Raw genomic sequence first — 20,718 nt, 5'->3', positions numbered from 1 at the left:
GGTCGGTGGCGCAGGTCTGATAGGTTCTATCGATGCTCGAGACACCACAAACTCAGATTTTCCCTGTTCTTCCGTTGAGAGACATTGTTGTCTTTCCGCACATGATTGTTCCGCTTTTTGTTGGCCGGGATAAATCCGTTCGTGCTTTGGAAGATGTAATGAAGGATGACAAGCAAATCCTGCTTGTTGCACAGAAGAATGCTAGTCAGGACGACCCAGGCGAAGATGATATTCATCGTGTGGGGACGATCGCTTCAGTTTTGCAGCTTCTGAAACTACCTGATGGAACCGTCAAGGTTCTGGTTGAAGGTGTTGAGCGCGCCCGTATCGACAGCTTCATTGATAACGAAGAATTCTTTCAGGTTCATGCTGAACTGATTGAGGAAAAAGATCAGGAAACACCTGAGCTTGAGGCTTTGGCACGGTCAGTGATTACGCAGTTTGAGCAATATGTGAAGCTGAACCGCAAAGTTCCGCCTGAGGTTCTTGTCTCTTTGAACCAGATTGACGAGCCTTCAAAACTTGCAGACACAATGGCGTCTCATATGGCGCTTAAAATCACCGAAAAGCAGGAGCTTTTGGAGATCGATACCGCGTCAGAACGTCTTGAGCGCGTTTACAGTCTTATGGAAGATGAAATAGGCGTTCTGCAGGTTGAAAAGAAAATCCGTAGTCGCGTGAAACGGCAAATGGAGAAAACTCAACGCGAGTATTATCTGAATGAGCAGATGAAGGCCATTCAGAAAGAGCTCGGCGAAGGGGAAGAGGGCAAAGATGAACTCTCCGAACTGGAAGAGAAAATCTCTAAGACCAAGCTGACTAAAGAAGCTGAAGAAAAATGTCAGCAGGAGCTTAAAAAACTTCGCAATATGAGTCCCATGTCAGCGGAAGCGACAGTTGTGCGTAACTATCTGGATTGGTTGCTGACCATTCCTTGGGGAAAGCGTACCCGCGTGAAGAAAGATCTGAACCACGCTGAAACTGTGCTGAATGATGATCATTATGGTCTGGAGAAGGTGAAAGAGCGTATTCTTGAATATCTTGCTGTTCAGCAGCGTGTTCGTAAGAATCAGGGCTCCATTCTTTGCCTCGTAGGCCCTCCTGGTGTGGGTAAAACATCTCTTGGCCAATCAGTTGCGAAAGCAACTGGGCGTAATTTTGTACGCGTTGCCTTGGGTGGCGTGCGCGACGAAGCAGAAATTCGTGGTCACCGCCGGACTTACATTGGTTCAATGCCAGGTAAAGTCATTCAGTCCATGAAGAAGGCAAAATCAATCAATCCATTGTTCCTCTTTGACGAGATCGACAAGCTGGGTAATGATTTCCGGGGTGATCCATCTTCCGCATTGCTGGAAGTTTTGGACCCTGAACAAAATACGCATTTCGCAGACCATTATCTGGAAGTCGAATATGATCTTTCAGAAGTGATGTTTATCTGTACGGCAAACTCTTTGAATATGCCGGGTCCGCTGCGGGATCGTATGGAGATCATTCAACTGTCCGGCTATACGGAAGATGAAAAAGTTGAAATCGCCAAACGTCATTTGGTTCAAAAACAGGTTAAGAATCATGGCCTGAAAAAAGACGAATGGTCTATAACTGATGACGCAATACGTGACTTGATCCGTTATTACTGCCGAGAAGCTGGTGTTCGTAATCTGGAACGCGAAATTGCAAAATTGGCGCGTAAGGCGGTGAAGGAAATTGTTACTGGCGAGGCCAAAACAATTGAGGTGACACCAAAGAATCTTGAAGATTACGCTGGAGTTCGTCGTCATCGCTTTGGTGAAATCGAAGAAGATGATCAAGTTGGCATGGTCACAGGACTTGCGTGGACCGAAGTGGGCGGTGAGCTTTTGAATATTGAAGCCGTCAAGCTATACGGTAAAGGACGTATGCAGATTACCGGTAAGCTCGGTGATGTGATGCAGGAATCTGTTCAGGCTGCGAAAAGCTTTGTCCAATCTCGCTGTCTGGAAATGGGCGTGAAACCCACCGATTTTGATCGTCATGATATTCACGTTCACGTCCCGGAAGGGGCAACTCCGAAAGATGGTCCTTCTGCTGGCATTGCAATGGTGACATCTATCATCTCTGTATTGACCAACATTCCGGTTCACAATGATGTTGCGATGACTGGCGAGGTAACACTTCGTGGTCGAGTACTTCCAATTGGTGGACTGAAGGAAAAACTTCTGGCCGCCTTGCGCGGTGGTATCAAAACCGTCCTGATTCCGAAAGAGAATGAAAAGGATTTGGCAGAGATTCCCGACAATGTGAAAGAGGGATTGAAAATTATACCTGTTTCTGACGTTGAAGAGGTGTTGAAAATTGCTTTGACCAAGCCTCTGGAGCCACTTGACTGGAGTGAAGAGCGTGTTGCGCAAGAGCTCGCAAGTGCAGCATCTGGCCAAAAAGTAACGGATGGGGTCACAACTCACTAAAATTTTCTGAAATATGTCTGAAATGCGCAGAAAAGCTGGGGATAACCTCAATTTTCTCTTTGACCGCAGGGAATGTCGCTACTAGTATTCACAGGTCTTTTGTTGGACATATTTTGGAATTTTGAAAATGTGTTATCCTAATTCGAAGGGGGCTTTAAAGTGAATAAGAACGATCTCGTTGCCGCAGTGGCTGAAATTTCCGGCCTTGGTAAAGCAGATGCCGCTAAAGGTGTTGATGCAGTCCTAGAAGCTGTTTCTAACGCGTTATCCAGCGGTGATGACGTTCGTCTCGTCGGCTTTGGCACATTCAGTGTGTCTGAACGTAAAGCCTCTGAGGGACGTAACCCACGTACTGGTGAAACAATCCAGATCGCGGCGTCAAAACAACCTAAATTCAAAGCTGGTAAAGCTCTGAAAGACGCAGTAAATAGCTAATTTATATAGGCTTTTTACCTAATATTCGGGTCAGATCAAAAAAAATGGTCTGACCCGTTTTTTTTACTTCCATTTGTCAAAAGGGCCTGTTATACACTGCCTCGCAACAACAACGATGGGTGATTAGCTCAGCTGGTTAGAGCACTTCGTTTACACCGAAGGGGTCGGGAGTTCGAATCTCTCATCACCCACCATCATCTCAAAAGGCTCGCTTCTGCGAGCCTTTTTGCTTTCCTAGCCAATCTCCCGCCACCCAGTAAATCACAGATGCATTGAACCATATCTGTCTCCTATGACAGTGGTTTTACAGCAGGGTAATAAGGTGCACTTTCTGACTATCTTAATACGGCCTCAGGGAAGGGGGAGGGGGTGAGTGTTTTTTAAGATGAATCGGTCTTTCCTGATTTGAAGAGATTCCACTTTCAATGAATCATATAATTTTGTTTGTGGAATATAAAATATTGATTCTATTAGATTAATATGAATTCAGGGTAATGGTTTAAGCGTGAGAAAAACGATTCAATCTTCAGATTATGAATCTAAATCGACGAATTTTAGAAAGTGCTGGTGACATTTTTTTTAAAACTTACCGAAGGTCATCTAAATTTCCTCAAAATGGGGATAAAAATTTCCGTCAGATTGGCAGTTTTTCTAGCCTTTTAAAGGCTCCGAAAAAAAACTGAAAAAAAAGCATTTATGTTGCTTGACAGATTGGGGCTCCTTCAATAAAACACGGCCTCACAGCGGGGGTGTAGCTCAGTTGGTTAGAGCGCCGGCCTGTCACGCCGGAGGCCGCGGGTTCGAGTCCCGTCACTCCCGCCACTTCTTTTAGAAGCCCCGCTGTACAGCCCCTAGGCTTCAAAACCTTCCCCACTGAAATTTCAAAGTTAATCAGAAATTAAGTCTATTTTTCTATACGTGTGCCAATTGGTTACAGGTAAAAAAAATTGGTTAAATTTGGTTGCTAATTGGCTTTTTTTCCTTATAACCCACACTATAATGCAGATGAACTGAGCTAAAGGGAGTAGCGCAGTCCGGTCACGTCCTGTGAGCGGTATTGTCGCTATGGTCTATAAAGATGGAAGCATTGCTACTTGAATACCTGCCCATTCTTATCTTCCTGGGCGTAGCGGGCGGTCTCTCAGCCGTTATCGTTCTAGCCTCCATGATTGTGGCAAGACAGCATCCAGATGCGGAAAAACTGTCTCCTTATGAATGTGGATTTGAACCTTTTGATGATGCGCGTAATCAGTTTGACGTGCGCTTCTATTTGGTTGCGATCCTCTTTATCATCTTCGACCTTGAAGTTGCCTTCCTCTTCCCGTGGGCTGTGTCTCTTGGGGATATAGGTATGTTCGGTTTCTGGTCAATGGTTGTCTTCCTTGGAATTCTGACCATCGGTTTTGTTTATGAATGGAAGAAGGGAGCCCTGGAATGGGAGTAAGTCCTTCAAACGTGCCTGCTGCAGGTGGTATTGAGCTGGGCGGAGATCAAGACGATTTCTTCCGCGGCATCAGCCAGGAACTAGACGATAAAGGTTTTGTCGTTACTCAGGTCGATAAGCTTGTAAATTGGGCTCGCACAGGCTCGTTATGGCCAATGACATTTGGTCTTGCCTGTTGCGCGGTTGAAATGATGCACGCATGGCAGCCTCGTTACGATATGGAACGTCTTGGCGTTGTGCCTCGTGGTTCTCCTCGTCAGTCTGACGTGATGATTGTAGCAGGTACGCTTACCAACAAGATGGCGCCAGCGCTTCGCAAAGTTTACGACCAGATGGCTGAGCCTCGTTATGTGATCTCTATGGGGTCATGTGCCAATGGCGGTGGTTATTATCATTATTCCTATTCAGTGGTCCGCGGCTGTGACCGGATTGTGCCAGTGGACGTATACGTTCCAGGTTGTCCACCAACAGCGGAAGCACTGGTGTACGGTATCTTCCAATTGCAGAAGAAGATTCGCCGTACCGGTACTTTCGTTAGATAGCAGCGGTGATCGGTAATCTCATGGAAAATGCTCTCAATGAATTAGCAGCCCACATCAAGGGTGAGCTTGCATCGGACGTAGAAGGCACAACGGTCGCTCATGGCGAATTGTTTGTTGATGTAAAAGCAGAAGCCATTCAAAAGGTTCTGACTTTCCTTCGTGATGATCCCAGCTGCAAGTTCCAGGTTTTGTGTGATATCTGCGGTGTGGATTATCCTGAACGCGAAAAGCGTTTCGATGTGGTCTACAATATTCTTAGTCTGAAACAAAATCAGCGCATCACAGTGAAAGTGCAGACAGATGCACGTACACCTGTAGACAGCGCTGTGTCTATTTATCCTGCGGCGAACTGGTTCGAACGTGAAGCTTGGGATATGTATGGTATCATGTTCTCCGGTCACCCGGATCTTCGCCGTATGCTGACAGACTACGGTTTTGACGGCCATCCGCTTCGCAAAGACTTCCCGCTTACGGGTTATGTGGAAGTTCGTTACAGCGAAGAAGAAAAACGTGTGGTCTATGAGCCGGTCTCTCTGACACAGGAATTCCGTAAATTCGATTTCCAAAGCCCTTGGGAGGGAACTGAATATGTTCTTCCTGGCGATGAAAAAGCGACGGAGCAGGGCTAATGGCTGAAGTAGAGATTAAAAACTATACCCTGAACTTTGGTCCACAGCATCCAGCCGCTCACGGTGTGCTTCGTATGGTGCTGGAACTGGACGGTGAATTGGTTGAGCGCGTTGATCCGCATATTGGCCTTCTTCACCGTGGTACAGAAAAACTTATCGAAAACAAAACTTATATGCAGTCTATGCCGTATTTCGATCGGCTCGACTATTCCGCGCCAATGGCGCAGGAGCATGGTTTTGTTTTGGCAGCGGAAAAACTGCTTGGATGTGAAGTGCCGCGCCGCGGTCAGTTCATCCGTGTTCTTTACGCGGAAATTTCCCGTCTTATGAACCACCTGATGAACGTTTGTGCTCAGGCCATGGACGTTGGTGCGACGACACCAATGCTCTGGGGCTTTGTTGAACGTGAAACTCTGATGGAATTCTATGAGCGTGTATGCGGTGCCCGTATGCATGCTGCATATTTCCGGGTGGGCGGTGTTCATCAGGACCTGCCAGCAGGCCTTGAAGAAGATATTCGTACCTTCATCAAAGACTTCCCGAAAGTTCTGGAAGATATTTCCACGCTGCTGACTGAAAACCGTATCTTTAAGCAGCGTAATGTTGATATCGGTGTGGTAACGCAGGAAGAAGCGATGGCCTGGGGCTTCTCAGGCGTTATGCTTCGCTCGACAGGTTTGCCATGGGATATCCGTAAAGCCCAGCCATATGATGTTTATGGCGAGTTGGACTTTGACGTTCCTGTTGGCCTGAACGGTGACTGTTTTGACCGTTATCTGATGCGCATGGAAGAAATGCGTCAATCTTTGAAAATTATGGAACAATGTCTGGATAAAATGCCAGAAGGTCCTGTTCTTTCAACAGATCCAAAGATTGCACCGCCACGTCGCACAGACATGAAGACTTCTATGGAAGCGCTGATCAATCACTTTAAACACTACACCGAAGGTGTTCGTGTCCCTGAAGGAGAAACATATACCGCCATCGAAGCGCCAAAAGGTGAGTTCGGTGTGTATCTGGTCGCAGACGGTAGCAGCAAGCCATATCGTTGTAAAATCCGGGCGCCAGGGTTTGCGCATCTGCAGGGAATGGACTTCCTGACCCGCGGACATATGTTGGCTGATGCCTCAGCCATCCTGGGTAGTTTGGATATTGTGTTCGGTGAGGTGGACCGATGAGTCAGGTTATTGCAACGGGTAAAGAATTCGAATTTACCCCAGAAAACAAAGATAAGGCAGCTGTCTTTATTGCTAAATATCCAGAAGGTCGCCAGCAAAGTGCTGTTATGCCTCTGCTGGATCTGGCGCAAAGACAGAATGAAAACTGGCTTTCTAAAGAGTGCATTGAATATGTCGGCAAATATCTTGATGTGCCGTATATGCGTGTTCTCGAGGTCGCGTCTTTCTACACAATGTACAACCTCAAACCAGTTGGTAAATACTTCCTGCAGCTTTGCCGGACGACACCATGCTGGCTTCGTGGTTGCGACGACCTTGTAAAGGTATGTGAAGATAAGCTGGGCATTCACAATGGGGAGACTTCCGAAGACGGAAAGTTCACATTGCTTGAAGTTGAATGTCTGGGTGCTTGTGTGAACGCACCGGTCGTTCAGGTGAACGACGATTTCTATGAAGATCTAAACGCCGATAATTTCTCAGCATTGCTGGACAAGCTGGCGAAAGATGATGTGCCTCCACATGGTCCGCAGATTGATCGTATCAATTCAGCGCCAGAAGGCGGTCCAACAACTCTGCTAGAGAAAACGGGAGACGCCTGATGCTGAAAGACCAGGATCGTATTTTTACCAATCTCTATGGTCAGGATGACTGGCGTCTGGCAGGTGCCAAGCGCCGCGGAGTTTGGGATAACACCAAAAAGCTTCTGGAAATTGGTCAGGACGAGATTATTGAGCAGGTGAAAGCCAGTGGCCTTCGTGGTCGCGGTGGTGCGGGTTTCCCGACAGGCCTGAAATGGTCCTTTATGCCTAAAGAATCTGATGGTCGTCCAAATTACCTGATCGTCAACGCCGACGAATCTGAGCCAGGTACCTGTAAAGACCGTGAGATCATGCGTTTTGATCCTCACCGTCTTCTTGAAGGTTGTCTGGTCGCTGGTTTCTCTATGCGCGCCGTTGCAGCTTACATCTATATTCGTGGTGAGTTCGTCAACGAAGCAATTCATTTGAATGAAGCCATTCAGGAAGCTTATGCAGATGGCCTGATCGGTAAGAATGCCTGTGGCAGTGGATATGATTTCGATATCTATGTTCACCGCGGAGCAGGTGCTTACATTTGTGGTGAAGAAACAGCCCTGATCGAAAGCCTTGAAGGCAATAAAGGTCAGCCGCGTCTGAAACCTCCGTTTCCAGCTAACGTTGGTGCTTGGGGTTGCCCATCCACAGTAAACAACGTGGAAAGCATTGCAGTAGGTCCAGAAATCCTGCGCCGTGGTGCTGAGTGGTTTGCCGGTATTGGTCGTCCAAACAATACAGGAACAAAACTGTTCTGTATTTCAGGACATGTAAACAATCCATGTAACGTAGAAGAAGAAATGGGTATCCCGCTTCGGGAACTTATCGAAAAGCATTGCGGCGGTGTTCGTGGTGGTTGGGATAATCTTCTTGCGGTTATTCCGGGCGGTTCTTCCGTTCCCATGCTTCCAAAAAGCATTTGTGATGATGTCCTGATGGACTTTGACAGTCTGCGCGAGGTTCAAAGTGGCCTTGGTACGGCGGCTGTGATCGTTATGGACAAATCCACTGATGTGATTGCCGCGATTGAGCGTCTTTCACACTTCTATAAACATGAAAGCTGTGGTCAGTGCACGCCTTGCCGTGAAGGAACGGGTTGGATGTGGCGTGTGATGCAGCGTCTTGTAACGGGTGATGCGGATCTGGAAGAGATCGATATGTTGATCGACGTTTCCAAACGCATTGAAGGTCATACAATCTGCGCCCTCGGTGACGCAGCTGCATGGCCGATCCAGGGTCTGGTTCGTCACTTCCGTCCTGTGATTGAAGAGCGAATTAAAAACGGTAAGGCCGTGAACGCGGCCTGATTGGCACGCTACTTGAGGAGCGAAGAATGCCGACACTTACGGTTGATGGTGTAGAAGTCACTGTTGAAGATGGCGCAACCATTCTGCAAGCCTGTGAAGAAGCAGGAGCAGAAATCCCGCGCTTTTGTTATCACGAGCGGCTCTCCATTGCGGGGAACTGCCGCATGTGTCTTGTGGAAATGGAAAAAGCGCCAAAGCTGGTTGCTTCCTGTGCGATGCCTGCGGGCGATGGCATGGTCATCCATACAAACACCGAAAAAGTTAAAAACGGGCGCGAAGGCGCCATGGAATTCCTGCTGATCAATCACCCGCTTGATTGTCCGATCTGTGACCAAGGCGGTGAATGTGATCTTCAGGACCAATCCATGACATATGGTTCCGGTAACAGCCGTTACCTTGAATCAAAGCGTGCCGTTAAAGAAAAGTTCATGGGACCGCTCATCAAGACGACCATGACACGTTGTATTCACTGTACACGTTGCGTGCGTTTTGCCACTGAAGTTGCCGGTGTGGATGAGCTGGGTGCGCTAAATCGCGGTGAACACACGGAAATTGTGACTTATTTGGAAGAAGCTCTGAACTCAGAACTTTCCGGTAACATCATTGATCTTTGCCCGGTTGGCGCGCTGACATCAAAGCCATACGCTTTCACAGCACGCCCTTGGGAACTTCGTAAGACAGAAAGTGTTGATGCCCTTGATGCGGTTGGCGCTAACATCCGGATCGACAGTAAAGGTCAGGAAGTGATGCGTATCCTTCCACGCCTTAACGAAGATATCAACGAAGAGTGGCTCTCTGACCGCTCCCGTTTCTCTTACGATGGTTTAAAGCGTCAGCGCCTCGATACACCTTATGTTCGTAAAGACGGTAAGTTACAGGCAGTTGGATGGGATGAAGCCCTGCAAGTGGTTGCTGACAAGCTAAACGCAACGGAAGCTTCCAAGATCGCAGCAATCTCAGGTGATGTTGTTTGTGCGGAAAGCATGAAAGCGTTGAAAGATCTGATGGACGCCTACGAGGTTGCGAACATCGATTGTCGTCAGGACGGCGCGAAACTGGATGCATCTTCCCGTGCAGCTTACATCTTCAATTCCGGTATTGCTGGCATTGATGAAGCAGACGCGCTTCTGATTATCGGATCTAACCCACGTCAGGAAGCTTCCCTTATCAACGCACGTATTCGTAAACGTTGGAAGAAAGGCAACTTCCCGATCGCACTGATCGGTGAGGAAGCTGATCTGACTTACAAGCACGAATATGTTGGTGCGGGCACAAAATCCCTGCAGGAAGTCGCAGAAGGTAAACATTCTTTCGCTGACGTCCTCAAAAAAGCTGAACGCCCAATGATCATCATCGGACAGGGCGCGCTTTCCCGTGAAGACGGGGCTGCAGTTCTGGCTCTTGCCAAGAAAATGGCAGATGACTTTGGTGTGGTGAACGATGGCTGGAACGGATTTAACGTTCTTCATACAGCCGCATCACGTGTTGCCGGTCTCGACCTTGGTCTGGTGCCGGGTGAAGGCGGAAAAGATGTTGCAGGCATTCTGGCAGCCGCCGAAGCCGGTGACGTGGATGTTGTTTATCTGCTGGGTGCTGATGAACTGGATACTTCCAAGCTGGAAAAATCCTTTGTGATTTATCAGGGCAGTCACGGTGATGCAGGGGCACATGTTGCAGACGTAATTCTGCCAGGTGTTGCCTACACCGAGAAAGATGGCATTTGGGTCAACACAGAAGGTCGCCCGCAGCTTGGTAACCGCGCAGTGTTTGGTCCGGGTGATGCCCGCGAAGACTGGACAATCCTTCGGGCCCTGTCCGAAGTCGCAGGCAAAACACTGCCTTACAACAACATTGATGAGCTTCGCGCAAAAATGGTTGAGGTCGCGCCGCATCTTGCTGATGTGGACATGCTGACATCAGCCGAGTGGGGCGCATTTGGAACAGCAGGTGACTTGAGCGATGCACCGTTCAAAAACCCGATTGCTGACAATTACCTCACCAACGCAATTTCACGTGCCAGCGGCATTATGGCTGAATGCAGCCAGCAGTTCGTTTCTGGTGCAGTAGAGGGAACAGGCACAAATGGTTGAGTTTTGGGAAACATACTTGCTGCCAACTGTGATCATTTTGGCGCAGATTTTGGCAATTGTCGTACCAATGCTGATCGCGATGGCGTATCTGACGCTTTACGAACGTAAAGTTATGGGTGCCATGCAGCTTCGCCGTGGTCCCAACGTTGTTGGTATCTTCGGTATGCTGCAACCGTTTGCCGATGGTGCGAAGCTGTTCTTCAAGGAGACGATTATTCCAACCGGCGCAAACAAGTTCCTGTTTGTACTGGCGCCAATGATCACTTTCTTCCTGGCGCTGATCGCTTGGGCGGTTATTCCTTTTGATGATGGATGGGTGTTGGCTGACATTAACGTCGGTATTCTGTATCTGTTTGCTATTTCGTCACTCGGTGTATACGGCATTATCATTTCTGGTTGGGCATCCAACTCACGTTATCCGTTCCTGGGCGCACTTCGCTCTGCGGCGCAAATGGTTTCTTACGAAGTTTCCATCGGTTTTGTGATTATCACCGTTCTTCTTTGTGTAGGTTCCCTGAACCTCAGTGATATCGTTCGCGCGCAATCAGGTGATCTTGGCATTTTGAACTGGTACTTCATTCCATTATTCCCGATGTTCGTGATCTTCTTCGTGTCGATCCTGGCTGAAACAAACCGTCATCCATTTGACTTGCCAGAATCTGAAGCGGAACTGGTTGCAGGTTATCAGACCGAATATTCCTCCATGACATTCGCCCTGTTCTTCCTGGGTGAGTACATGAACATGATCCTGATGTGCGGTATGTGCACAATCCTCTTCTTGGGCGGCTGGTTGCCTCCAGTGGATATTGCACCTTTCAACTGGATCCCAGGCATCATCTGGTTCGGAATTAAAGTGGCTGCATTGCTGTTCGTCTTTATCTGGGTACGCGCAACATTACCGCGTTACCGGTACGATCAGCTGATGCGTCTGGGTTGGAAAGTATTTCTGCCGATCTCCCTTTTCTGGGTGATTGCAACGGCTGGCTTCCTTGTCGCTTTCGACATGGTTCCTGCTTAAGAATGAATGGTTAAAGGTAGAAGGCTGTAAATATTATGGGCTTAATTGACAAACAAGCACGCAGTCTGTTGCTGGGAGAGATCGTCGTTGGTATGGCGAAAACTTTCGGTTACATGTTCAAGACGAAAGCAACGGTGAACTACCCATACGAAAAGGGGCCACTTAGCCCACGTTTTCGTGGTGAGCACGCCTTGCGTCGCTATGCGAATGGTGAAGAACGTTGTATTGCCTGTAAGCTATGTGAGGCAGCATGCCCTGCATTGGCGATTACCATTGATGCGGAACCACGTGAAGACGGCAGCCGTCGGACGACCCGTTATGATATCGATATGACCAAATGCATCTACTGCGGTTTCTGTCAGGAAGCCTGCCCGGTGGATGCCATTGTAGAAGGTCCGAACTTCGAATTCGCAACGGAAACACGTGAAGAGCTGTTCTACGATAAAGATAAATTGTTGGCCAACGGTGACCGGTGGGAGCAAGAGATTGCCCAAAACCTGATCGCTGATACGCCTTATCGATAAGATGGGATGAGAAGAGTGACCCCTGTAATCAAACATACGTCAACAACGCTAAGAGGAGGAAAGTCATGATAGTTGCATCACTAGCTTTCTACCTGTTTGCCCTTCTGACGGTTGCATCCGCCTTTATGGTGATTGCCTCCAAGAACCCGGTTCATTCGGTTCTGTTCCTCATCCTGGCCTTCTTTAACTCTGCGGCTTTGTTCTTGCTGCTGGGCGCTGAATTTATCGCCATGATCCTTGTGGTGGTTTATGTGGGTGCGGTGGCAGTGCTGTTCCTGTTCGTTGTGATGATGCTGGACATCAACTTCTCCGAACTGCGTCAGGGCTTCCTTGAATATTTGCCTATCGGTGCCTTGATCGGCTTCATCCTACTAGTTGAACTGATTTTGGTAGTAGGTGGCTGGCATCTGGATCCGGACGCGCTAACGGTTGTGGCAGCACCGGCAACAGATATCTCCAAGCTCACCAACACTGAACAAATTGGTAACTTGCTCTACACAGACTATGTATACCTGTTCCAAGCAGCGGGCATGGTTCTGCTGGTTGCGATGATCGGTGCCATTGTCCTGACACACCGTCAACGTCCGGGTGTTAAGAAGCAGGTTATTGCTGATCAGGTTTATCGTCGTCCTGAAGATTCCATGGCGGTTCGCAAAGTCGAACCTGGCCAGGGCGTATAAGGGGGAGGCTGAATATGGAAATCGGACTAGCCCATTACTTGATCCTATCTGCCATCTTGCTCACGCTCGGCATTTTCGGGATCTTCCTAAACCGTAAGAACGTAATTGTTATCTTGATGTCAGTGGAATTGATGCTGCTGGCCGTGAATATCAACCTGGTTGCTTTCTCAGCATTCCTCAATGATATGGTCGGTCAGGTCTTTACCCTGTTCATCCTGACGGTTGCTGCTGGTGAAGCGGCCATCGGTCTTGCGATCCTCGTTGTTTATTTCCGAAACCGTGGTTCTATTGCGGTTGAGGACATCCATCACATGAAAGGCTAAGGCTCAGAAAAATGATGTACGTCCTCATTGTCTTCCTTCCTTTGATTGCTTCCCTGATTGCGGGTCTTGGCGGATCCAAAATCGGTGATCGAGGCAGTCAGCTCATTACATCCGGCGCAGTTGTTGCCAGTGCGGTTCTCTCTTGGGTGGCTTTCTTCCAAGTCGGTATCGGTGGTAACCCTCTTACCGTTGAGCTTTTCACCTGGATCAGTTCAGGTAGCTTCGACGTTAGCTGGAGCCTTCGTATTGATACCCTGACAGCGGTTATGCTGGTGGTTGTGAACACGGTTTCTGCATTGGTGCATATTTACTCCATCGGGTATATGTCACACGATCCGCACAAACCACGCTTCATGGCATATCTGTCCCTGTTTACCTTTGCCATGCTGATGCTGGTGACTTCCGATAACTTCCTGCAGCTTTACTTTGGCTGGGAAGGCGTGGGTCTCGCCAGTTACCTGCTGATCGGTTTCTGGTTCAAAAAACCATCTGCGAACGCGGCTTCCATGAAAGCGTTTGTTGTGAACCGTGTCGGTGACTTCGGTTTTGCGATCGGTATCATGGCGATCTATCTGGTATTCGACAGCATCTCCTTTGATACAGTGTTTGCTGCGGCAAGCAGTGAAGCAGGGAAGACCTTTAACTTCCTCGGCTATGACGTTGATATCCTGACGACTATCTGCCTTCTGTTATTTGTTGGCGCGATGGGTAAATCAGCTCAGCTCGGTCTTCACACATGGCTTCCTGATGCGATGGAAGGCCCGACACCAGTGTCCGCGCTTATCCACGCGGCGACAATGGTGACTGCGGGTGTCTTTATGGTCGCTCGTTGTTCTCCGATCTTTGAATTTGCCCCAACTGCCTTGGCTGTTGTGACAGTGGTGGGTGCGTCTACAGCATTCTTCGCGGCTACGGTTGGTCTGGTACAGAACGACATCAAACGTGTGATTGCGTATTCCACTTGTTCGCAGCTGGGTTACATGTTCTTCGCCATTGGCGTTGGTGCCTATCCAATTGCCATCTTCCACCTCTTTACGCACGCTTTCTTTAAAGCGCTGTTGTTCCTTGGCTCCGGCTCTGTCATCCACGCCGTATCTGATGAGCAAGACATGCGTAAGATGGGTGGTCTGTGGAAGCATATTAAAGTCACCTATATCATGATGACCATCGGTACGCTGGCTCTGACTGGTTTCCCATTCCTGTCTGGTTTCTATTCCAAAGATGCCATTATCGAAGCAGCTTATGCTTTCGGTCCAGGTGTTGGTGAATATGCCTTCTGGTGTGGTGTGGGTGCGGCTGTTTTGACATCCTTCTATTCCTGGCGTCTGGTCTTCATGACGTTCCATGGCAAGCCACGCGCAGACAAAGAAGTTATGTCCCACGTACATGAAAGCCCACAGGTAATGTTGGTGCCACTTTATGTATTGGCGATTGGCGCATTGTTCGCAGGCTTCGTATTCTTCGATTACTTTGTTGGTGATAACTATAAAGAATTCTGGGGCTCAGCGATCTACATTGCTGAAGGTAACTCGGTTATGGAAGATTTCAGAAATCCTCCTCTATGGGTGTTCCTGTTGCCGCTTGGTTCAATGGTCCTTGGTTTCCTTGTTTCCTGGAACATGTATGTACGCCGTACAGACATTGCGCCGCAGCTTGCGAAAACACACTCTGCGCTTTACCAGTTCCTTTTGAACAAATGGTACTTCGACGAACTTTATGATTACGTATTTGTCCGTCCGTCCAAATGGCTTGGTAAGAAGCTGTGGACAATCGGTGATACAAAAATCATTGATGGTCTGGGTCCAAATGGTGTGGCTGCGCGTGTTGTTGATATTGCAAAACGCGCATCCTGGCTGCAGAGCGGATATGTCTATCACTACGCCTTTGCGATGATGATTGGTGTGGCCGCATTTGTTTCCTTCTTTTTCCTATCCGGTGGTGGGCACTAAGTCATGGCTGATTTTAATATTCTCTCATGGGTAACCTTCCTGCCACTGGCAGGCGCCGCGTTGATCTTGTTGATCGGCGGGAAGGAAGAGGTTGCAGCTCGTAACGCACGTAGCGTCGCGCTTCTGACGACACTGGTGACTTTTGTTCTGTCCCTTGGCATTTGGTACATGTTCGACAACAGCCAGGCTGGTTTCCAGCTGGTTGAAAAGGCGGAATGGCTGGGTGGTGGTATTAACTACCATATGGGTGTGGATGGCATTTCCATGCTGTTTATCATCCTGACAACTTTCCTGATGCCTATCTGTGTACTGGCAAGCTGGACAGCTATCACAACACGTGTTCGTGAATATATGATCGCCTTCCTGCTTCTGGAAACACTGATGATTGGCGTGTTTTGTTCATTGGACATGGTTATGTTCTACCTGTTCTTCGAAGCAGGTCTGATCCCGATGTTCCTGATCATTGGTATTTGGGGCGGCGCAAACCGCGTGTATGCAAGTTATAAATTCTTCCTCTACACATTGGTTGGTTCTGTTCTGATGTTGGCCGCGATGATCACAATGTATGTGATTGCGGGAACAACAGATATTCCAACATTGATGGCGACAAACTTTGACAGTGATTTGCAGCTTTGGTTGTGGCTGGCATTCTTTGCGTCATTTGCGGTGAAGGTTCCGATGTGGCCAGTTCACACATGGCTTCCAGATGCTCACGTGCAGGCGCCTACAGCCGGTTCAGTGATCCTGGCGGGTGTGTTGCTGAAAATGGGTGGTTACGGACTTCTTCGTTTCTCCATTCCAATGTTCCCAGAAGCATCCGAATATTTCACGCCGCTTGTTTTCTTCCTGAGCGTTGTCGCGATCATCTACACATCTTTGGTCGCCCTTGTTCAGAAAGACATGAAGAAGCTGATTGCGTATTCATCTGTTGCGCATATGGGCTTTATCACAATCGGTGTCTTTACCTTCACCCAGCAGGGTCTTGAAGGTGGTATTCTGCAAATGATCAGCCACGGTATCGTCTCCGGTGCTTTGTTCCTGTGTGTTGGTGTTGTTTATGACCGTCTGCACACACGTGAAATTGCCCGTTATGGCGGCCTTGTTCATCGGATGCCGAAATACGCATTGATCTTCATGTTCTTCACAATGGCGACTATTGGTCTGCCAGGTACAAGTGGTTTCGTTGGTGAATTTCTGATCCTGGTCGGTGCGTATCAGGTCAGCACTTGGACAGCCGTCTTTGCGACAACTGGTGTGATCCTGGGCGCGGCTTACAGCCTTTGGCTCTATCGCCGGATCATCTTCGGTGAGCTTGTCAAAGAAGATCTGAAAACAATGCTGGACGTCAACAAACGTGAAATCGCTATCTTTGCACCGCTCATCGCGGTTGCACTTTGGATCGGTGTTTACCCGGATCCTTTCCTGGATGTGATGCACGCCTCTGTGACAAACCTGATGGAACAACATCAAGCGTCCATGGAACTGGTTAAATCAACAATGCACGCGGCTAAATAGGTAGGTGTCGAAAAATGGTATTGCCTGAATTTTCAATCGCACTTCCGGAAATCTTCCTGGCCGTCGCCTCGATGGCTCTGTTGATGGTCGGCGTGTTCAGAGGTAACGGATCAACAGGTCTGGTCTCCTGGCTTGCTGTGATCAGCATGGTGATAGCTGCTGTATTGGTTCTTATGGGCCCAGAAGGGACCATGGTTACTTTCAATGATCTCTATCGTGTTGACGCCTTCTCCAACTTCATGAAGTTGTTGGCCCTTGGTGCGTCTGCGCTGGCTTTGATCATGAGCATGGATTTCAACGCCCGTGAAAAAATGGACCGGTTCGAATTTCCGGTTCTGATCGTCATTGCCACTTTGGGTATGATGGTCATGATTTCAGCTTATGACCTTATGTCCATGTATCTGGGTATTGAGTTAATGAGCTTGTCTCTTTATGTGACAGCAGCTTTCCGTCGTGACAGCATCCGCTCAACAGAAGCCGGTCTGAAATACTTCGTTCTTGGCGCCCTGTCTTCCGGTATGTTGCTCTACGGTTGCTCTTTGGTTTACGGCTTCACAGGATCCACAAACTTCGGTGTAATTGCTGATGGTCTTTCCAGTGGTAAGATCGAAATGGGTCTTGGTCTGCTTGTTGGTATCGTCTTCCTGATCGCCGGTCTTGCCTTTAAGGTATCTGCTGTTCCGTTTCACATGTGGACCCCGGATGTTTACGAAGGTGTTCCAACACCCGTAACAGCTTTCTTTGCCGCAGCTCCTAAAGTGGCTGGTATGGCGCTGTTCGTCCGGACATTCGCGATGCCATTTGGTGATGTTGTCGCGCAGTGGCAGCAGGTCATCGTATTTGTGTCCATTCTGTCTATGGCGCTTGGTGCTTTTGCTGCGATCAACCAGAAGAATATCAAACGTCTGATGGCCTATTCTTCCATTGGTCACATTGGTTATGCGCTTGTTGGTCTGGCGGCCGGTACAGAAGAAGGTGTTCGCGGTATTCTGGTTTACATGACACTCTACGTGATCATGAATATCGGTACATTCGCGATTATTCTGTCAATGCGCGCAAAAGAAGGCATGGTTGAGGATATTTCTGAACTGGCTGGTCTTGGAAAAACACGTCCAGGAATGGCTGCGCTTCTGATGATCTTTATGTTCTCACTGGCTGGTATTCCACCACTCGCAGGTTTCTTCGGTAAGTTCTATGTCTTTATGGCAGCGATCCATGCAGGCCTATATCCGCTGGCGGTTATTGGCCTTCTGACATCCGCAGTTGGTGCTTTCTATTACTTGCGTATCGTCAAGATCATGTATTTCGACGAACCTGCCGAAGGCTTTGTTCCAGTACAGCGTCCGCTTGGCGTGATCATGGCAGCATCTGGTGTCGTAACAACATTGTTCTTCATCTATCCGGCACTGTTGCTTGAAACAGCAGGGACTGCGGCAAGCGCACTGTTTAACTAAGAGTATTTGAAAATGGGCGACAGACTTGATCTGCCGCCCTTTTTTTCTCTAACCGCCTATAACGAGGTGGATTCCACCAGCATTCAGGCGAAAAGGTTAGCGGAAGAGGGGGCACCATCCGGCCAACTGGTCATTGCCAAAAGTCAAAACAGCGGCGTGGGGCGCCGCGGGCGTGCTTGGACGAGCCCTAAAGGCAATATGTATGCCTCGCTGATGATCCGGCCTAAATGTAGCTCCGCTGAAGCTGCGAAACTTTCCTTTCTTGTGTCTGTTGCTCTTTACCATTCCATCAGATCTCTTTTGCCGGAAAATGTTCCGGTAAGCCTGAAATGGCCAAATGATGTTCTTGTGGATGGTAAAAAAGTCGCGGGCATCTTGTTGGAAAGCAAAAGCCGTCCTGACGGAGCGCTTGATTGGCTTGTTATCGGAACTGGCGTGAATATCAATGATTATCCCAAAGTAACCGAAGGCTTGCCTGCAACGGCATTGGGGCTTTATGGCGCGGAACCAGAGCCAACAGAATTGATTTCGATATACTGCACTAATTTCCTTCATTATTACCAGATTTGGGTGAAAAATGGCTTTGCGCCTATTCGGGATGAATGGTTAAAGTATGCGGTTGGAGTAGGGAACGAAGTTGTTGCCCGCCTCCCTAATGAAGAACTGCATGGAATTTTTTCTGGGCTTGATAAAGATGGTGCCCTGATCCTCAAGCAGTCTAACGGCGCAATAAAATACATCAGTGCTGGAGAGGTCTTCTTCCCAGCCAAGTAAATTTCAGAGGTGAGCAGATGTTATTGGCAATCGATGTGGGTAATACCAACATGACCTTCGCGGCTTTTTCCGGAAGAAGCCTTGTCAAAGAATGGCGCATCGCCACTTCAAATTCCCGAACTGCGGAAGAATATGGTGTCTGGTTAAGTCAGGCAATGGCCCTTGATGGTCTGAAACTCTACGACATTAAGGACGTGATTATTGGAACTGTGGTTCCTGGTGCCCTATTTAACTTGAAAGGTCTCTGTAAACGTTATTTCAGATGCACGCCTCTGGTTATTGGTGAAGATAATGTGGAAATAGGAATGGTTCCGCAGATTGATAATCCCAAAGAGGCGGGGGCAGACCGGTTAGTAGACGCTGTGGCGGCCCATTCCAAATATGGCGGCCCAACGATTGTCATAGATTTTGGTACAGCAACTACACTTGATGTGGTTGATGAAGACGGAAACTACGCGGGCGGTATTATTGCGCCTGGCGTGAATTTAAGTTTGGATGCGCTGCATAGTGCCGCCGCAAAGTTACCTCGAATTGCTGTGGAACGACCTAGTAAAGTCATCGGTAAAAACACTCTCGAATGTATGCAGTCAGGTATTTACTGGGGATATATCAGTATGGTTGAGGGGCTTGTGGCCCGCATGCAGGAAGAGTATGGGACCAAATTGACAACTGTTGCGACAGGTGGTCTTGCACCGTTGTTGGCCCGTGGAACCGATATTATTGACCATATAGACCGTGATTTGACACTCACAGGGCTTGTGGAAATTTACCATAAAAACAACTAAAGGTATTTCTGTTGCTGTACAAATAAAATTCCTAGCTTGAAATTGTAACAAATTTGTTCAATATTATTATTCAAAGTTACAAAACGAGCTAGGAAATGCATGTCTGATCAGTACCGATTTCAGATTGTGCCAGACCTGAATGTTGTTTTCGTTAAGCACTTTAATGAAATCAATTTGAGTTCCATTTTGGAGCGGGCAAGGGCAATTAATAGTCACCCGGATAGCGGGCCGAGATTAGCTCGAGTTGTAGATTGTCGAAATATCAACATTGCGCTTTCGGCGGAAGATATAAAGGCAACGGCTGACTGGATCATCAGTCAGCGAGAAACAAGAGACCGATATACAGAAGTCCTGATAGTGACAGGGTTGTTATCCCAAGGTTTCTCAAGAATGCTGCTGGCATTGCTTGATGGTATAGATATCCGGTATGAAATTTTGCAGGATAATGATCCAGATTTAGTAAATAAAGTAAAGGAAATCATTGAGTTACCGAGTGATTTTAAATTCCCTGATTTTCTAGGCGATCCGTTCAGAAGTAGTTAAAGACAGCTTTAAGTGATCGGAACTTTATATAATGGTGGAAAAACAATACGAATATGTTATCGACCCGGATGCGAATTGTATCTTTATTCGTCATCATGGACCTATCACAAGGGATAGTGTAGTTGCGCGAGGTGAAGGGGTTGCTGTCGATAGTGGGTATCGTGAAAATTTAAACCGGTTAATAGATGTAAGAGGGTGTGATATTAAACTCTCCCCCGATGATATGTCTTTTATTGCATCAATGATGCGTAACTCTCAAACCAAAAGCGGCAGTTATACTGAAATCCTGCTTGTAGACAGTTTGTTGGCCCATGGAGTTGTCAGAATGATGATGTCTTTCGTCGGCCAAAAAAACATCAGTTATATGATTCTCCATGCCACAGACCCGGAGGTCGAGGAGAAAATGTATGCTTCCCTTGGGCTGCCCAAAGATTATCCGCTTCCTGACTTTATCCAATTAAGCAACCCTGCTTTATCTCAGAAATAAGGCTAGACCTGCCTTTTTCAGCGAA

20 protein-coding genes and 2 tRNA genes are annotated in these 20,718 nt (G+C 48.0%); all 22 read left to right on the top strand.

All coding sequences use genetic code 11. The annotated features are described in order from the left end of the window. Positions 1-32 precede the first annotated feature (32 nt). Positions 33-2,444: an endopeptidase La gene (lon, locus tag GUA87_RS12185; RefSeq protein WP_193716819.1), complete on the top strand. Its 2,412-nt coding sequence runs from the start codon at positions 33-35 to the stop codon at positions 2,442-2,444. 159 nt (positions 2,445-2,603) lie between these two features. After that, on the top strand, positions 2,604-2,879 hold the full coding sequence (locus tag GUA87_RS12180; protein WP_193716818.1) for an HU family DNA-binding protein: 276 nt from the start codon (positions 2,604-2,606) through the stop codon (positions 2,877-2,879). 117 nt (positions 2,880-2,996) lie between these two features. Then, positions 2,997-3,073, top strand: a tRNA-Val gene (locus tag GUA87_RS12175). A gap of 551 nt (positions 3,074-3,624) precedes the next feature. Then, positions 3,625-3,701 (top strand) — tRNA-Asp (locus tag GUA87_RS12170). 256 nt (positions 3,702-3,957) lie between these two features. Next, positions 3,958-4,323, top strand: a complete 366-nt coding sequence (locus GUA87_RS12165; RefSeq protein WP_193716817.1) for an NADH-quinone oxidoreductase subunit A — start codon at positions 3,958-3,960, stop codon at positions 4,321-4,323. Next, on the top strand, positions 4,293-4,865 hold the full coding sequence (locus tag GUA87_RS12160) for a NuoB/complex I 20 kDa subunit family protein (RefSeq protein WP_193716816.1): 573 nt from the start codon (positions 4,293-4,295) through the stop codon (positions 4,863-4,865). Before GUA87_RS12165 ends, GUA87_RS12160 begins: the two co-directional genes overlap by 31 nt. A 20-nt stretch (positions 4,866-4,885) precedes the next feature. Continuing rightward, positions 4,886-5,494, top strand: a complete 609-nt coding sequence (locus GUA87_RS12155) for an NADH-quinone oxidoreductase subunit C (RefSeq protein ID WP_193717043.1) — start codon at positions 4,886-4,888, stop codon at positions 5,492-5,494. Continuing rightward, complete coding sequence (locus tag GUA87_RS12150) at positions 5,494-6,672, top strand: NADH-quinone oxidoreductase subunit D (protein ID WP_193716815.1); 1,179 nt, start codon at positions 5,494-5,496, stop codon at positions 6,670-6,672. The genes GUA87_RS12155 and GUA87_RS12150 overlap by 1 nt, the downstream gene beginning before the upstream one ends. Next, positions 6,669-7,271 (top strand): NADH-quinone oxidoreductase subunit NuoE, encoded by a 603-nt coding sequence (gene nuoE, locus GUA87_RS12145; protein WP_193716814.1) that lies wholly within the window; start codon positions 6,669-6,671, stop codon positions 7,269-7,271. The genes GUA87_RS12150 and nuoE overlap by 4 nt, the downstream gene beginning before the upstream one ends. After that, complete coding sequence (gene nuoF, locus GUA87_RS12140) at positions 7,271-8,551, top strand: NADH-quinone oxidoreductase subunit NuoF (RefSeq protein ID WP_193716813.1); 1,281 nt, start codon at positions 7,271-7,273, stop codon at positions 8,549-8,551. The genes nuoE and nuoF overlap by 1 nt, the downstream gene beginning before the upstream one ends. A 26-nt stretch (positions 8,552-8,577) precedes the next feature. Continuing rightward, the gene (gene nuoG, locus GUA87_RS12135) at positions 8,578-10,641 is read left to right on the top strand and encodes an NADH-quinone oxidoreductase subunit NuoG (RefSeq protein WP_193716812.1); all 2,064 of its coding nucleotides are present in this window, start codon (positions 8,578-8,580) and stop codon (positions 10,639-10,641) included. Beyond that, complete coding sequence (gene nuoH, locus GUA87_RS12130; protein WP_193716811.1) at positions 10,634-11,659, top strand: NADH-quinone oxidoreductase subunit NuoH; 1,026 nt, start codon at positions 10,634-10,636, stop codon at positions 11,657-11,659. Before nuoG ends, nuoH begins: the two co-directional genes overlap by 8 nt. A 35-nt stretch (positions 11,660-11,694) precedes the next feature. Further along, positions 11,695-12,183 carry an NADH-quinone oxidoreductase subunit NuoI gene (nuoI, locus tag GUA87_RS12125; protein ID WP_193716810.1) on the top strand — a complete coding sequence of 163 codons (489 nt, stop codon included), beginning with the start codon at positions 11,695-11,697 and terminating at the stop codon, positions 12,181-12,183. 65 nt (positions 12,184-12,248) lie between these two features. Then, positions 12,249-12,863: an NADH-quinone oxidoreductase subunit J gene (locus tag GUA87_RS12120; protein WP_193716809.1), complete on the top strand. Its 615-nt coding sequence runs from the start codon at positions 12,249-12,251 to the stop codon at positions 12,861-12,863. A 14-nt stretch (positions 12,864-12,877) separates the two neighbouring features. Next, positions 12,878-13,186, top strand: a complete 309-nt coding sequence (nuoK, locus tag GUA87_RS12115; protein WP_193716808.1) for an NADH-quinone oxidoreductase subunit NuoK — start codon at positions 12,878-12,880, stop codon at positions 13,184-13,186. Positions 13,187-13,200: 14 nt separating this feature from the next. Continuing rightward, positions 13,201-15,135 carry an NADH-quinone oxidoreductase subunit L gene (gene nuoL / locus GUA87_RS12110; RefSeq protein ID WP_193717042.1) on the top strand — a complete coding sequence of 645 codons (1,935 nt, stop codon included), beginning with the start codon at positions 13,201-13,203 and terminating at the stop codon, positions 15,133-15,135. Positions 15,136-15,138: 3 nt separating this feature from the next. Further along, complete coding sequence (locus GUA87_RS12105; protein ID WP_193716807.1) at positions 15,139-16,650, top strand: NADH-quinone oxidoreductase subunit M; 1,512 nt, start codon at positions 15,139-15,141, stop codon at positions 16,648-16,650. Positions 16,651-16,664: 14 nt separating this feature from the next. Continuing rightward, positions 16,665-18,104 carry an NADH-quinone oxidoreductase subunit NuoN gene (nuoN, locus tag GUA87_RS12100; protein WP_193716806.1) on the top strand — a complete coding sequence of 480 codons (1,440 nt, stop codon included), beginning with the start codon at positions 16,665-16,667 and terminating at the stop codon, positions 18,102-18,104. Between the two features lie 12 nt (positions 18,105-18,116). Next, a complete protein-coding gene (locus GUA87_RS12095; RefSeq protein WP_193716805.1) occupies positions 18,117-18,878 on the top strand; it encodes a biotin--[acetyl-CoA-carboxylase] ligase in 762 nt (253 codons plus the stop codon). 17 nt (positions 18,879-18,895) lie between these two features. Then, positions 18,896-19,663 (top strand): type III pantothenate kinase, encoded by a 768-nt coding sequence (locus GUA87_RS12090; protein WP_193716804.1) that lies wholly within the window; start codon positions 18,896-18,898, stop codon positions 19,661-19,663. 99 nt (positions 19,664-19,762) lie between these two features. Then, complete coding sequence (locus tag GUA87_RS12085) at positions 19,763-20,206, top strand: hypothetical protein (protein WP_193716803.1); 444 nt, start codon at positions 19,763-19,765, stop codon at positions 20,204-20,206. 31 nt (positions 20,207-20,237) lie between these two features. After that, on the top strand, positions 20,238-20,693 hold the full coding sequence (locus tag GUA87_RS12080) for a hypothetical protein (RefSeq protein ID WP_193716802.1): 456 nt from the start codon (positions 20,238-20,240) through the stop codon (positions 20,691-20,693). Positions 20,694-20,718: the final 25 nt, after the last annotated feature.

The sequence above is a fragment of the Sneathiella sp. P13V-1 genome (genome assembly GCF_015143595.1).
Taxonomy (GTDB): Bacteria; Pseudomonadota; Alphaproteobacteria; order Sneathiellales; family Sneathiellaceae; genus Sneathiella.
This window is presented reverse-complemented; position numbering and strand designations above follow the sequence as displayed.